Below are 14,705 nucleotides of genomic sequence, written 5' to 3' on the forward strand. Positions count from 1 at the left end.
CGGCAAAAATGATTTTTTCATAAGTAAAAATTGTATTTAATGAGGAATTCCTGCTGTTAATCCACCATCAATCAAATAAAGTCCACCAGTTATAAAACTTGCCTTTGGACTTGCTAAAAAATAAATCAGCTCGGCTACTTCATTGGCTTGTCCTACTTTTTTTAAAGGATATTTTTCTGCTTCATTTTGCCAATAAAAATCTGTATTTCCACCATGTGTAATGTTGGCAAAGTCTTGAAATAATCTCTCTGCCATCGGTGTTTTGATAGTTCCTGCACATACAGCATTTACTCTAATTTTTGGTGCTAAATCTAAGCTTAAAGATTTTGTTATTTGTCCTAAAGCACCTTTTGTAAGTCCGTATGCAAAGCTATTTGGCTTTCCTACAAAACATTGGTCAGAGGCATTGATTACAATACTTCCGCCTTCTTTTTTCATATGAGGAATGGCGATCCTCATGGTGTTTACATAGCCATAAATATTGGTTTGAATAATCAAATCAAGCTCCTCATCGCTAATATCAAGAATGGTATTGCAGCGATGAATTCCTGCATTTAAAGAAATTACATCAAAATTTCCAAATTTTTCTAATGCTCTAGCGACAGCATTTTTAATATCTTCTTTATTTTTTGTATCTCCTGCTATAAATAAGACATCTTTTAAATTATTCGCTATTTTTTGTCCTTCTTCTTGATTGATATCCATAAAGGCTACTTTATAGCCTTCATTATGAAATTTATGTACACAAGCATTGCCAATACCAGTAGAGCCTCCTGTAATAAATACAACTTTATCCATAGCATTATCTCCTTTTGTAAATTATAAAGAAATTATTAAAACATATCTAATTTTAAAATATCTTAAAATTAAAATTTAATGATTAATTTTTTTGAGAGCTTGTGTATTTAATATAATTTTTTGCACAAAGATAAAAATTTTTTAACTTTTATCTTGCTTGTTAAAATAATTTTTAATCTTTTGCACAAATTTTTCTTTAGGTTTGATTACACCACTTTCCTTGCCATTTGTGGCATGGTATACACTAACTCCATATTTGCTTGCATAAAATTGCATGAGTAGTTTTTGTAGTTTGTATTCGCTAGAATAATTAAACCAAGCATTATTACTTATGGCTATAATAATTTTTGAATTTTTATAATTTTGTTCTTTTGTAGCTTCGTAACAAATAGCATTGGTAATGATTTGATCATTGAGTTTGTATTTGCTTTGTAATGGTCCTTGATCAAATTCTGCTATATTGGGCAAGAAGTATTTTTGTATTGTTTTTTTGAAAAATGGAATTTCTTCCCCAAAAGGTACTAAAAAATGTTTATTGAGTATATAGCTATTACCTCCTTTAAAAATATATGTACTATTGTAAGTTTTACCCTCTTGTATGTTAAATGCTCCAGTTATGATGATAATTTGGTATGATAGCTCTTTTAGCATTTTTTCGTATAAGGTGTTTTTGAGATTAAATGCAAAAGCGGTTTCTGGCAAGATGACGAGCTCTTTTTTTTCATTGATGGCTTGAATAATTTCTTTGATTAGATTGTCTGAATTTACAGATACATTTTCTTGAAGGAATTTTTGATCTTGAGATATATCTGTAGAGATAAGCTTATAGGATAGATTTAGCTCTTCTGATTTTTTTTCATCGTATTGAAAGCCTATAAAAAATATAATTAAGAGAATAGCAATTTTATAATATCTTGAAATATAATTTTCATGAATAATATATGCTAGTAAAAAAATACAAATAATACCACGATAACTTGGGTCAAAAAAACCATATACAGTATAAACTCCCCAATTAAGCCAATCAAAGCCTAAAGGATGAATAAAGCTTAAACAAAAAATTCCGCAAAGGCGTAAAAAATCGAATTTAAATAAATAACAAATTCTAAAGAGTATTCCATAAACTATACCTATAAGGATAATAACTATAGGTACTAAATAATTTAAGTCAAAATAAATCGAAGAAAGTCCTATCCACCAAAACCAAAGTATCCCTACAAAAAATCCTATCCAAAAATATTGCTTAGGACTTTTGCTTTTTAAAAGCAAGACTAAGCCCCAAATTGCAAGAAATGAACTGATCGCTTGGGTAAAAATATTTTCAAAAAAAGATAAATAAATACAATTTGAAAGCAAAAATGCTATAAAAAAGACTTTTATTATTTTAAAAATGGTAGAATTAGTGTTTAATTTTTTTGGAATAAAGGAAAAATATGGCAGAAAATTCAATTTTAACTTCATTGTTACCTCTTGTTGTGCTATTTGCAATTTTTTATTTTTTGGTTATAAGACCACAACAAAAACAAGCAAAAGCACATAAACAAATGCTTGAGTCTTTGCAAAAAGGAGATAAAATCATCACTAATGGCGGACTTATTTGTGAAGTCGTAAAACCAGAGGACGATTTTATCAAAGTTAAGCTTAATGAAGACAATGTTACTGCAAAAATTTCAAGAGAATTTATAGCAAAGAAAATTGATGCGTAATTCTAAAATCACTTATCGATTGGTTGTTTTTATTGCGGTATTTATTTTTGGAGTTGTTTTTTCACTCCCTTCTTTTTTGCAATCCGAGCGAGGAGTGAAAATCAATTTAGGGCTTGATTTACAAGGCGGACTTTATATGCTTTTGGGTGTAGATAATCAAGAGGCTGTAAAATCTAAAATCAAATCCGTCGCTTCTTCTTTGAGTTATTCTTTTAACAAAGAGAATATTTTAAACGATGGATTAAATATCCATGATGATAGTTTGGATTTTACTTTATTAGATAATGCAGATATAGTTAAGACTGAGAATTTGCTTAAGGAAATTAATGGACTTAATGTGCAAAGAGAAGATATGCATTATACAATTTCTTTTACCTCAGAAGAGGTTAAAAGTATAGAGAATTTTGCTCTTTTGCAAGCAGTTGAGACTATTAGAAATCGTTTGGATCAATTTGGCTTAGCAGAACCAACGGTTGCAAAACAAGGCGAAGATAAAATCTTAGTCGAATTGGCAGGAATTAAAACCAAAGAGGATGAACTAAGGGCTAAAGAGCGCATTACTAAAGCAGCTCATTTGCAACTCATGGAAGTGGATGATTCTAAAATGAGTCAAGCTTCTAATATGAGTGATGCTGAAGCGGCAAGCTATGGGCTTGTTTTAGTTCCTGATTCTAGAAATCCAAATTTAAAATATCCTTTAAAAAGCATTCCTATTTTAGATGGTTCTATGCTTACAGATGCTAGAGTAGGGCTTAGTGATACGAGTAATTATCCTGTTATTAATTTTACTTTAAATGCTGAAGGTTCTAAGAAATTTGCTGATTATACAGGAGCAAATGTTGGAAAGCGTTTGGCTATCGTGCTTGATAATAAAGTATATTCTGCTCCATCGATTAATGAACGCATAGGCGGTGGAAGTGGTCAAATCAGCGGGGCTTTTACTCAAGAAGAAGCACGAGATGTGGCTGTGGCTTTAAGAAGTGGGGCTTTACTGGCGCCAGTTAAACTTTTAGAGCAAAGAAGTATAGGTCCATCTTTGGGTGCTGATAGTATTAAAATGAGTATGATAGCTCTTATAGGTGCTTCGATTTTTATCGTGGTATTTATGGTGCTTTATTATGGTATGGCAGGAATTTTTGCAAATATTGCAATGCTCGTTAATGTTTTGGTTGTTGTGGCTGTAATGGCAATGTTTGGTGCAACTTTGACTTTACCAGGTATGGCAGGACTTGTTTTAACTGTAGGTATGGCTGTTGATGCCAATGTTATCATTAATGAGCGTATCAGAGAGCTTTTGCGCGAGGGTGCAAATATCAAAGCAAGTATAGAGCAAGGTTATAAAAATGCTATGAGCGCGATAATAGATTCTAATATCACCTCTCTTGTAACCTCTATAGCACTTTATGCTTATGGAACAGGTGCTGTTAAAGGATTTGCAGTGACTTTAGGAATTGGTATTGTTGTTTCTATGATTACTGCTATTTGGGGAACGCATGGAATGTTTGATTATTCTATGCGCCGTATTGAAAAAAGTAATAATACAAGATTTTGGTTTGGTTATAGGAGAAAATAATGCAGTTTTTTAGCGAAAAGAAAATTTATGATTTTATGAGAATGCGTTTTGCTGCAATTTCTCTTTCTATCGTTTTATTTTTTGGGTCTATTTATTTGCTTTGGGATAGGGGTTTGCAATTTGGTATTGACTTTAGTGGAGGTACTTTAATCCAGCTTAAATACGATACAGCAGCTCCCATTCCTCAAATTCGTGAAATCTTAGAAAAACAAGGCAGTTTTCAAAATTTATCCGTAACTGAATTTGGAAGCAAAGAAGAGATTACTATCCGTTTTTTAGGAAGCAATGATAGCTTAGGTAGTGATATAGGAGAGCATATTAGCACCCTTTTAAAAGATACGGGTAAATTTGAAGTGCGTCGCGCGGATGTTGTGGGTCCAAAAGTGGGCGATGAGCTTAGAAATAAAGGTATTATGGCTATCATTGTATCCTTAGTAGCGATTTTAATTTATATCGCAATACGCTTTGAATGGCGTTTTGCATTAGCGGCAATTATTAGCGAAATTCACGATGTTGTGATTACTTTAGGGGCGATTTCATTGTTTAAAATCGATGTAAATTTAGATACCTTGGCTGCGGTTTTAACAGTGCTTGGATATTCTTTAAATGATACAATCATCATTTTTGATAGAATTAGAGAGGGAATTAAGACGAGTAAAAAAAGCGAGCTTGCTCCTATTATTAACGAAAGTGTTTCAGCAACCCTATCTAGAACGGTATTAACTTCAGGTCTTACTTTGGCCACTGTTGTCATACTTTATTTTTTTGGCGGAGAGATGATACAAGGATTTTCTTTGGCTTTGATAGTGGGTATTGTTGTAGGAACTTTAAGTTCTATTTTTGTAGCTAGTCCGACTTTACTTTGGTTTAAATTCAGTGTTATTGATTTTAGAAATAAAGAGCTTGAAAAACTTAAAAGAAAGCAAGAAAAAGAACGCAATCGTGCAATGTATGAAAAAGGAACGGTTTAAAGGAATATTATGGCTTATGATGCAAATTTAATAGAAAAAAGATGGCAAGAAATTTGGGACAAAAATGAGTATTTTGAACCCAAAGATGATTTAACCCTACCTAAAAAATATATTTTATCTATGTTTCCTTATCCAAGTGGTCGTATACATATGGGACATGTGAGAAATTATAGTATAGGTGACGCTATTGCTAGATATTATCGCAAGATAGGTTATAATGTTTTACATCCTATCGGTTTTGATAGTTTTGGTATGCCCGCTGAAAATGCAGCTATTAAGCACAAAATTCATCCAAAATCTTGGACTTATGAGAATATAGCCTATATGAAAAATGAACTTTTTTCTTTAGGATTTTCTTTTTCAAAAAAAAGAATGCTTGCAACCTCTGATCCGCTTTATACAAAATTTGAACAAGAATTTTTTATCAAAATGTATGAAAAAGGTTTGATTTATACCAAAGAAGCGAATGTAAATTGGTGCGAGCAAGATCAAACCGTTTTGGCAAATGAGCAAGTAGAAGATGGAAAGTGTTGGCGTTGTGGACATGAAGTGGTTCAAAAAAAGATGCCAGGGTATTATGTAAAAATTACAGCCTATGCAGAGGAACTTTTAAGCGAACTTGAAAATTTAAAAGATAAGTGGCCTTCTCAGGTTTTAACCATGCAAGAAAATTGGATAGGTAAAAGTGAAGGTTTGGAATTTTCTTTAAATTTAGACAAAGAAAGCTTGGAAAAAACAAAGACACAATCTTTTGAAGTTTTTACTACTCGCGCAGATACTATTTATGGTATTTCTTATGTAGCTTTAGCACCTGAACATAAAATTGTGCAAAATTTAATACAAGCAAATTGTTTAGATGATGAAAAAGTAGAACAAATTAAAAATATGCAAAAACAAAGCGCTAGGGAAAGACAAATAGCTGATAAAGAAGGGTGTTTTTTAGGAATTTACGCTATCCATCCTTTGACTCAAGAAAAACTCCCTGTTTGGGTGGCAAATTTTGTTTTAGCTGATTATGGTAGTGGGGCTGTAATGGCTGTTCCAGCTCACGATGAGAGAGATTTTGAATTTGCTAATAAATACAAACTTGAAATCAAGCAAGTGATTGAGTGTGAAGATGCACAGCTTCCTCATGTTCAAAAAACAGGAAAGCTTATCCAAAGTGGTGAATTTAATGGGTTTGATTGCAATGAAGTAAGAGCGAGAATTATTTCAAAATTTGAAGATGAAAAGTTAGGAAAAAGGGTTATTAATTTTAAAATTCGCGACTGGGGAGTTTCTCGCCAAAGATACTGGGGTGCTCCTATACCTATGGTAAAATGCAAAAATTGTGGGATTGTGCCTCAAAAAATTGAGAATTTACCTATTACCTTGCCTGAAGATATTCAAATCACAGGAGAGGGCAATCCGCTTGAAAAACATCCTATTTGGAAAAATTGTACTTGTCCAAAATGTGGACAAGAAGCACAAAAAGAAAGCGATACTTTGGATACTTTTTTTGAAAGTTCATGGTATTTTGCACGCTTTGCAAGTGATGAAAAAACATGGCAAGAAAAGGCTTTGGATAAAGAAAGTGTGAAGTATTGGATGAATGTTGATCAATATATAGGTGGCATAGAGCATGCCATTTTACATTTGCTTTATGCAAGATTTTTTCAAAAAGTTTTAAAAGATTTAGGCTATTTAGAGGATAATGAGCCTTTTGCTAGACTTTTAACTCAAGGTATGGTTTTAAAAGATGGTGCCAAAATGTCTAAATCCAAAGGAAATGTAGTCGATCCTGATGATATTATCAATAAATACGGAGCCGATACTGCAAGACTTTTTATCCTTTTTGCTGCACCTCCTGCTAAAGAACTTGAATGGAATGATGATGCGGTTGAGGGGGCTTATAGGTTTATTTGTAGGCTTTATGATAGGGCTCAAAATGTAAGAGCTGGGGAGCTTTTAGAATTTAAGCATGATGATTTAAATAAGGAAGAAAAATACGCTAGATTGAAAGTGTATGAAGCTTTGAAAAAATCTTTTGAAGTTTATACTCAAAGCTTTGCTTTTAATACCCTAATCGCTGCTTGTATGGAAGCGCTTAATGCTTTAGCTCCTTGTAAAAATGAAGCTTTAGAACAGGAAGCTTTTTATATTATCTTAAATATTTTAGAACCTATTATTCCTCATGTGTGCTTTGAATTAAGTGATAAGCTTTTTAAATGTGAGAATTTTAAGGTTTTAAATTTAAAAGAAGAAGTTTTTGTAAAAGATAGTTTAAATTTAGGCATCAGCGTAAATGGCAAAAAGCGTGGAGAAATTGAAGTTTCAAGCTCGGCAAGTCAAGATGAAATTTTAGAGCTAGCAAAGCAAAAAGTTTCAAAATGGCTAGAGGGTAAAAACATAGTTAAAGAGATTTATGTAGAGGGAAAACTGGTAAATTTGGTGATAAAATGAAAGGAATTTTATTTTTTATCGTAGCTTTGTTTTTAGGGGCGTGTGGTTATGTTCCAACTTCAAAAGTAGCGGATAATATTTTTGATGATAAAGTATATGTGAATGTGGAATTAAGCCTTCAAGATCCTAGAAACAGTATTTTCGTAGCCGATACGCTTAAAGAGATGGTTATTTCAAAATTGGGACGAAGATTGGCTTTAAAACATGAGGCAGATGATGTGATCAATGTTAGGATGAATAATCTTGAATTTATCCCTTTAATCTATGATCAAAATGGTTATGTTGTAAGCTACAAAGCCAAACTTAATCTAGAATTTAAAGTGGTATTTAAGGATGGTAGCGTCGAACATTTTAATACAAGTGGAAGCTATAATTTTGATATATCACCTAACAGTATTATCAGTGATACAGCGCGCTACGAAGCTATACGCTCAGCTTCTAGCGAAGCTTTTGATGAATTTATTTCAGTAATAGCTATCAAGGGACAAAAGCGTGCTGCCCAATATTAATGAAATAGCAAAAGAAACTTTAATCACACTTAAGGATAGAAAGCTTCGTCCTACCCCTGAAAATTATACAGAAATTTTTGAAGAGCTTTCTAAAAAATATGGTTTAATAAGCTCAAATAAAGCCAAGCTTGAAAAATATAAAGCTTTGCTTTTACCAAACTATCAACAAGAGTTAAATTCTAAATCCATCCGTACTTTAGAAGAATTAATAAGCTTTTTAATCTCCGCATTAAATAGACAAAATGGAAAGCAATTTAGTGAATTTTTCGATTTTTTGGCTACCTTATCTAAAAGTTTGCAAGTAAGTAAAGATAAAAAAATCAGAGACTTGGCTAAAATTACTTCTATTAGAATTTCAAAAACTATGGACAGCGAAAGTATTTATTTGCTTTCTAAAAAATGGAAAGAATTTGAAAAAAATTATAACGAAAATGATTTAGAAGGCGGATTAAGAAGATATGGCATCGCAAAATATGATGATTTTGATACCGTGGTTAAAAAACTTCTAAATAAGTTAGAAGAAAGGAGTTTAGAAGTTTTTGCTGAACTTTTGGCCTCTTGTTTGAATCCATCTTTGGTTGAGGATCTTAAAATTCATGGTTTTGTACAAAATTTACTTCAAAAACCCTTTCTTTTAAGTGAAAGCGGTTTTAAAAATGAACTTTTAGAATTTGTCAATCGTCGTGTGATGGTTGATAATATGTATGTGCAAAAAAATTTAAATTTTTTTAATGATAACTTGAAAAAGATTTATGAGCTTTTTATGCTGTTAAACAAGTCCAATGAGCAAAATATGGATTTTATAAATACCTTAAAACCCGATAAACAAGGGGAAATAAAACTTAGTTTTGAACTTTTAAAACAAAAATTTATACAACTTAATGAGAGGATTAATTCTTTAAATGCACAAATTGAATTTACGCAAAATTTAGAAGAGCGTGAATCTTGGAGTGTTTTAAAAGAGCTTGAGAGATTGGATGAAAATTACAATAAATATAAAGTTAATTATTCTTTAGCATTATTTTCTATAAAAAATTATCGTTTTATTATGGAAAGGTATGGGGTAGGTAGCTTAAATGAAATTTTTGTGCGTTTTAAAAAAATTTTAAAAGATAATTGCTCTGAATTTGATGAGCTTTGGATGATAGATGAAAAGAGTTATCTTATTATTTCACCTGGAAGAAATAAAGAAAAAGTGGCACAGCTTGTCCGAGAAAATTTAAAGACTATTGAAAATTTTCGTTTTATTTATAAGCAAGATATTATTACTCCAAAAATTACCACAGCTTATTTGGATAAGCAAAGTAAGCCCCATGCTAATATTTTAGAAGAATTAATGAATCAAATTTCAAATTTAGATGAAAGAAACAATGCAAAAGATCAGTAAGGTTGATGAATTTTTAGTACAAAAAAGTACAAATTATGACAAGATCGATCGTTTTGTTATGTTTAGAATGTATGAAAAATATAAAACAAATTTTTCGATTAAACCCATTGTGCATATTATAGGAACCAATGGAAAAGGAAGTACGGGTAGATTTTTAACCCAGCTTTTAGAAGGCTTGGGTTTTAAAGTGGGGCATTATACCAGTCCGCATATTTTTGAATTTCGTGAGCGCTTTTATAAAAATGGAGATATTGTTAGCGAAAATGATTTAGAGCTCGCGCATGAAAATTTGTTAGATATTTTTAAGGATAATTTAAAAAAACTTAGCTATTTTGAATATGCTACTTTTTTAGCAGTCGAGCTTTTTAAAGATTGTGATTATGCGATTTTTGAAGCAGGAGTTGGGGGTGAATATGATGCAACTTCTGTTTTTGATAAAAGCTTGAGTATTTTTACAAAGGTGGGATTTGATCATACTCAAATTTTAGGAGATAGTTTAGAAAAGATTGCTAGAACAAAATTTAAAGTTATGGCAAAACAAGCTTTGATTTCAAGCGAGCAAGATGAAAGAGTTTTGCAAATGGCTCAAAAAATAGCATTTTTAAAAAATACAAAATTATATTTTTCATGGCAGTTAAAGGATGAAAATTTAATGCAATTAAATGAGTATGTTCAAAAATACGATTTGCCTGAATTTTTAAGACACAATTTAATTTTAGCCTTAAATGCATTAGAAATATTACTTTCTAAAGAAAAACTTAGTCAAGCTTTGTTAAAATTAGGAAAATTAAATTTAAAGGGACGCTGTGAGCAAATTGCGCCCCATTTGTATGTGGATGTGGGTCATAATGTTATGGCTGCTAGCGCCCTGTGTAAAAAATTTAGTGGCGAAAAGCTTGTTTTAATCTACAATTCTTATCTTGATAAAGATATTTTTGAGATTTTAAAAACATTAAAGCCTATTATTGATACAATAAAAATATATAAATATGTAAGTTTAGAAAGAAGATTGGCTAATGATAAAATTTATCAAGTTGCCAATGCTTTAAATCTTAAGTGTGAAGAATTTGTTTCTTTAGATGAAAAGAAAAAAACTTTAGTTTTTGGTTCTTTCGCTTTAGTCGAAAGTTTTTTAAAGGAGTGGAGTGATAAAAAATAAATTTACCATCACTATTACAGATATTAATGGTTCAAGGCATTTTTATTTAAATCAGATCATTAAAAAAATCGTTCTTTATGTAGTAGCTTTTATATTTTTGTTTTTAATTTTTAGCGGTTTTTATATTAAATATCTTGATAGCAAACTGAGTGATATTAGTACTAAAAGAGAAGAGCTTTTAGCAAAAAGCAAGGAATTAGAACTTGCTAATGCGCAAATGCAAAAAAATGTTGAAGAAAAAGCAAAGCAATATGCAGCTATAGAAGATAAGATTGCTTCTTTTGAAGAAGCTTTGGGCTTAGAAGCTGAAAATAATCTTACTATTACAGATAGGCTTGATAATTTAAAGCTTACAAATGAGCAGCAAATTGGGATTTTAGGACAAATTCCTAATGGATGGCCTATTGAAAATAAAGGCGTTACGGGAAATTTTGGATGGAGGGAACACCCTCTTTTGAAAAGAAGAGAATTTCATCCAGGTATTGATTTAAGAGCAGCGATAGGTACGCCTATATATGCACCTGCTAGTGGGGTGGTTGAGTTTTCAGGATATAGTGACAATGGTTATGGGTATAATGTGATTTTGCTACATAATTTTGGCTTTAAAACTGTTTTTGCTCATATGGTGAGAAAAGATGTTGTTAAAGCAGGCCAGTTTGTCAATAAGGGGCAACTGATAGGCTATACTGGCAACACAGGACTTTCAACAGGTCCGCATTTGCACTATGAAGTAAGGTTTATTAATAAAACCTTAGAACCTTTATATTTTTTAAATTTAGAAAGAAAAAATATGAATGAGTTTTTTAATCAAGAAAGGAGAGTTCCATGGCAATCTTTAATAAAAGCGGTAACGGCACAGCACTTAGCTCCAGTTCCGAAACAACAGTAATTTCATCAGGTGCTAGAATAGAGGGTGAATTTTATTTTGCTTCTATGCTTCATGTGGATGGAGAGCTTAATGGTATAGTGCATTCTGAAAGCATAGTAGTTATAGGAAAAAATGGGAATTTAAAAGGTGAGCTTAAGGCTGATAAGATAGTTGTTAATGGCTGCTTTGAAGGCGATTTGGAGGCAGATAGCCTTGAAATTTTAGCAGGTGGCGTGGTTAGCGGGAATATCAGCATTAAAGACTTAGCTATAGAAAATGGCGGTCGTTTTAATGGGACTAGTAAAATAAAGCAAGAAGAGCCTGTAAGGTTGTTAGAGAATAGCTCAGAATAATGCAAGCAAATTTTTTTGAGTATTTACAAGATTCAAATATAGCACAATTAGTGCTTTGCGAAGATGATAAAGAATCTTTTTTGCTTTCTCAAGTTGCTCTTTTTAAGGATCTAAAAACCTTTGTTTTACCTGATTTTAGAGCTGAATTCGGAGATGATTTAAGGGCTTTTTCCAAGGAGCTTTTTGAGCTTTGCAAGGTTTTAAATGCTTATCACAAGGAAAAAGATACTAAAATTCTTATTTCCCCTTTGTCTACCATACTTAAAAAATTACCCGGTCAAAAACATTTAAAAAATTACAAACTTTCTAAGAAAAATGTTTTTAATTTAAGTGAATTTAAAAATGAGCTCAACAAGCTTGGATATGAATTTGTGGATATGGTTCAAGATAAGGGTGAGGTAAGTATACGCGGAGAGATTATTGATATATTTTGTATCAATGAAGAATTACCTACTAGGGTTTTGCTTTTTGGAGATGAGTTAGAAAGCATTAGAAAATTTGATCCTATGAATCAAAAATCATTTCCCAAAGAATATGAAGAACTTGAAATTTGTCCTTTTTTGACATATTTTTCTGAGGAAAATTATGAAAATTTTAAAGACAAATTAGAAAATTTCAATAGCGATGTTTTGATTAATGATATTAATTCTTTAGGATTTTGGTGTATTGATGATTTTTGTGATTATTTAGAACTTGATTTTATAAGTATCAAAAAATTCAATCAAGAAGAATGGGATAAAGATCTTAGCAAAATCAATGCTAAAATTATACCCCAAGCCTCTGTTTATAAGGATTTAAAAAGTTCTTACAATAAAGACTTCTTTTCTTTGCAACAAAATAAAAAAATTACGATTTTGGCTAAAAATGAAGCTTTGTTTAAGGCTTTAGAGCTTGAAAATACACAAAATATTTCTTTTCAAAAAAGCGATTTGATCCTTAATTTAATTAGCAATCAAGAACTTATCATCTCATTAAATCATAAAGAAAAACAAAAATATAAGCGTAAAGCAAATTTGATTATAGATGAGTTAAAAATTGGTGATTTTATCGTTCATGAGGATTATGGTGTGGGTAAATTCTTAGGTCTTGAAATGATTAGCATTAGTGAGGCTAAGAAAGAATTTGTTGCCATTGAATATCAAAATAGCGATAAACTTCTTTTACCGGTTGAAAATCTTTATATGATAGATAAGTATTTAGGAGCTAGTGGAGGCATACCGCTTTTAGATCGCTTGGGAAAAATGACTTTTATCAGGCTAAAAGAAAGGCTAAAAACCAAGCTTTTGGCTATTGCTTCTGAGATTGTTATTATGGCGGCTAAAAGAGCTTTAATTAAACCAAAAGAAATCAAGATAGATTATGCAGATCAAGCTTATTTTGTTTCAAAAGCTGGATTTTCTTATACACAAGATCAAAATAAGGCTTGTGAAGAAATTTTAAACGATTTTGAAAACGGCAAAGTGATGGATAGACTTTTAAGCGGTGATGTGGGTTTTGGTAAAACCGAAGTTGCGATGAATGCTATTTATCCCGTGGTAAAAAGCGGTTTTTGTGCTTTTTTCTTTGCGCCTACCACGCTTTTATCTCATCAGCATTATAAGAGTTTAAAAAAGCGTTTTGAGCCTTTTGGCATTGAAGTTTTTAAACTGGATCGCTTTACAAGCACTAAAGAGAAAAAAACTTTAATGTTAAATTTAGAACAAAACAAAGCCTGCGTGGTGATTGGCACCCACGCACTTTTAAATGTAGAATGTGAAAATTTAGCCCTTGTTATCATTGATGAGGAGCATAAATTTGGAGTAAAACAAAAAGAAAAATTAAAAGAATTAACCCAAAATTCTCATCTTTTATCTATGTCTGCTACTCCTATACCAAGGAGTTTAAATCAAGCTTTAAGCTCTATAAAATCTTATAGTGTTTTACAAACCCCTCCAGAAGATAGGCTTGATGTTAGAACCTTTGTGAAAGAAAATGATGATGCGCTTTTAAAAGAGGCTATAACAAGAGAATTAAGACGCGGCGGACAAATTTTTTATATACACAATCATATTGCAAGTATAGAGCAATGTAAAAAACATTTACTTGATTTATTTAAAAATTTAAGGATTTTGATTTTGCATTCTAAAATTGATGCGAAGATTCAAGAAGAAGAAATGCTTAAATTTGAAAACAAAGAATACGATTTACTTTTAAGCACTTCTATTGTTGAAAGCGGTATTGATCTGCCTAATGCAAATACTATGATAGTCGAAAGAAGTGATAGATTTGGAATGGCTGATTTGCACCAATTACGCGGCCGTGTAGGCAGGAGTGATAGGCAGGGGTATTGTTATTTTTTAGTTGAAAATAAAGAAGAACTTACTCAAGATGCACTTAAGCGTCTTGTTTCTTTAGAGAGTAATTCTTATTTAGGAGCAGGTTCAGTTTTAGCTTATCATGATCTTGAAATTCGCGGAGGTGGAAATTTGCTAGGTATCGATCAAAGCGGACACATAGAGCAAATTGGACTTAGCTTGTATCTTAAAATGCTAGAAGATGAGTTAAATGCACTTACTAAAAAAGAAAGCTTTGAAGAGAAAAAAATAGACTTAAAACTTACCATCAATGCTTTTTTAAATTCAGAACTTATCAATGAAGATCGTTTAAGATTGGAGCTTTATCGTAGACTTAGTAAATGTAAAAATATAGATGAAGTCTATGAAATTGAAGGTGAAATCGAGGACCGCTTTGGAAAACTTGATCTTTATACGAAGCAATTTTTAATGCTGATTATAATTAAAATTTTAGCTTTGGGGAAATTTAAAACCATAAGCAATTTTGAGCAAAATATACAATTTGTAAAGATCAATGATGAAAAAGAGTTTATTAAAGCAAGAAGCAAAGATGATGATGATATTATAGAAGCAGTTTTAACGCATTTAAGGAAAGATAAATAAATG

12 protein-coding genes are annotated in these 14,705 nt (G+C 31.4%); 10 read left to right on the plus strand and 2 right to left on the minus strand.

Annotated features, from left to right (window positions below; translation table 11 throughout):
* Positions 1 to 36: 36 nt before the first annotated feature.
* Positions 37 to 798 (minus strand): SDR family oxidoreductase, encoded by a 762-nt coding sequence (locus KAR88_RS05560; protein ID WP_002803772.1) that lies wholly within the window; start codon positions 796 to 798, stop codon positions 37 to 39.
* Positions 799 to 939: 141 nt separating this feature from the next.
* Positions 940 to 2,259, minus strand: coding sequence for an apolipoprotein N-acyltransferase (locus KAR88_RS05565; protein ID WP_002783373.1), 1,320 nt, complete (start codon positions 2,257 to 2,259; stop codon positions 940 to 942).
* Here KAR88_RS05565 and yajC point away from each other — a divergent pair.
* From yajC to KAR88_RS05615, 10 genes are read left to right on the plus strand one after another with little or no spacing between them, the layout of a single operon-like run.
* Positions 2,232 to 2,504 (plus strand): preprotein translocase subunit YajC, encoded by a 273-nt coding sequence (gene yajC, locus KAR88_RS05570; RefSeq protein ID WP_002777154.1) that lies wholly within the window; start codon positions 2,232 to 2,234, stop codon positions 2,502 to 2,504. The genes KAR88_RS05565 and yajC overlap by 28 nt on opposite strands.
* A complete protein-coding gene (gene secD / locus KAR88_RS05575) occupies positions 2,497 to 4,077 on the plus strand; it encodes a protein translocase subunit SecD (RefSeq protein ID WP_002799251.1) in 1,581 nt (526 codons plus the stop codon). The genes yajC and secD overlap by 8 nt, the downstream gene beginning before the upstream one ends.
* Positions 4,077 to 5,048: a protein translocase subunit SecF gene (gene secF / locus KAR88_RS05580; protein ID WP_002777148.1), complete on the plus strand. Its 972-nt coding sequence runs from the start codon at positions 4,077 to 4,079 to the stop codon at positions 5,046 to 5,048. Before secD ends, secF begins: the two co-directional genes overlap by 1 nt.
* Positions 5,049 to 5,057: 9 nt before the next feature.
* Positions 5,058 to 7,490 (plus strand): leucine--tRNA ligase, encoded by a 2,433-nt coding sequence (leuS, locus tag KAR88_RS05585; RefSeq protein WP_002786348.1) that lies wholly within the window; start codon positions 5,058 to 5,060, stop codon positions 7,488 to 7,490.
* Positions 7,487 to 7,999 (plus strand): LPS assembly lipoprotein LptE, encoded by a 513-nt coding sequence (gene lptE, locus KAR88_RS05590; protein ID WP_002777144.1) that lies wholly within the window; start codon positions 7,487 to 7,489, stop codon positions 7,997 to 7,999. Before leuS ends, lptE begins: the two co-directional genes overlap by 4 nt.
* Positions 7,983 to 9,386, plus strand: a complete 1,404-nt coding sequence (locus KAR88_RS05595; RefSeq protein ID WP_038847409.1) for a hypothetical protein — start codon at positions 7,983 to 7,985, stop codon at positions 9,384 to 9,386. Before lptE ends, KAR88_RS05595 begins: the two co-directional genes overlap by 17 nt.
* Entirely contained in the window at positions 9,358 to 10,545 is a 1,188-nt protein-coding gene (locus KAR88_RS05600; RefSeq protein WP_038852022.1) for a Mur ligase family protein, read from the plus strand. The genes KAR88_RS05595 and KAR88_RS05600 overlap by 29 nt, the downstream gene beginning before the upstream one ends.
* A complete protein-coding gene (locus KAR88_RS05605) occupies positions 10,532 to 11,434 on the plus strand; it encodes a M23 family metallopeptidase (protein WP_002777140.1) in 903 nt (300 codons plus the stop codon). The genes KAR88_RS05600 and KAR88_RS05605 overlap by 14 nt, the downstream gene beginning before the upstream one ends.
* Positions 11,371 to 11,766 carry a polymer-forming cytoskeletal protein gene (locus KAR88_RS05610; RefSeq protein ID WP_002791735.1) on the plus strand — a complete coding sequence of 132 codons (396 nt, stop codon included), beginning with the start codon at positions 11,371 to 11,373 and terminating at the stop codon, positions 11,764 to 11,766. Before KAR88_RS05605 ends, KAR88_RS05610 begins: the two co-directional genes overlap by 64 nt.
* Positions 11,766 to 14,702, plus strand: coding sequence for a DEAD/DEAH box helicase (locus KAR88_RS05615; protein WP_002787911.1), 2,937 nt, complete (start codon positions 11,766 to 11,768; stop codon positions 14,700 to 14,702). Before KAR88_RS05610 ends, KAR88_RS05615 begins: the two co-directional genes overlap by 1 nt.
* Positions 14,703 to 14,705: the final 3 nt, after the last annotated feature.

The organism is Campylobacter sp. JH23, assembly GCF_017846595.1.
Classification (GTDB): domain Bacteria; phylum Campylobacterota; class Campylobacteria; order Campylobacterales; family Campylobacteraceae; genus Campylobacter_D; species Campylobacter_D coli.

What these genes read in the sequence shown, in the direction of transcription:
- KAR88_RS05560 (WP_002803772.1), bottom strand. Translation starts at nt 798, where the DNA reads ATGGATAAAGTTGTATTTATTACAGGAGGCTCTACTGGTATTGGCAAT.
- yajC (WP_002777154.1), top strand. Translation starts at nt 2,232, where the DNA reads ATGGCAGAAAATTCAATTTTAACTTCATTGTTACCTCTTGTTGTGCTA.
- KAR88_RS05565 (WP_002783373.1), bottom strand. Translation starts at nt 2,259, where the DNA reads ATGAAGTTAAAATTGAATTTTCTGCCATATTTTTCCTTTATTCCAAAA.
- secD (WP_002799251.1), top strand. Translation starts at nt 2,497, where the DNA reads ATGCGTAATTCTAAAATCACTTATCGATTGGTTGTTTTTATTGCGGTA.
- secF (WP_002777148.1), top strand. Translation starts at nt 4,077, where the DNA reads ATGCAGTTTTTTAGCGAAAAGAAAATTTATGATTTTATGAGAATGCGT.
- leuS (WP_002786348.1), top strand. Translation starts at nt 5,058, where the DNA reads ATGGCTTATGATGCAAATTTAATAGAAAAAAGATGGCAAGAAATTTGG.
- lptE (WP_002777144.1), top strand. Translation starts at nt 7,487, where the DNA reads ATGAAAGGAATTTTATTTTTTATCGTAGCTTTGTTTTTAGGGGCGTGT.
- KAR88_RS05600 (WP_038852022.1), top strand. Translation starts at nt 9,358, where the DNA reads ATGAAAGAAACAATGCAAAAGATCAGTAAGGTTGATGAATTTTTAGTA.
- KAR88_RS05610 (WP_002791735.1), top strand. Translation starts at nt 11,371, where the DNA reads ATGGCAATCTTTAATAAAAGCGGTAACGGCACAGCACTTAGCTCCAGT.
- KAR88_RS05615 (WP_002787911.1), top strand. Translation starts at nt 11,766, where the DNA reads ATGCAAGCAAATTTTTTTGAGTATTTACAAGATTCAAATATAGCACAA.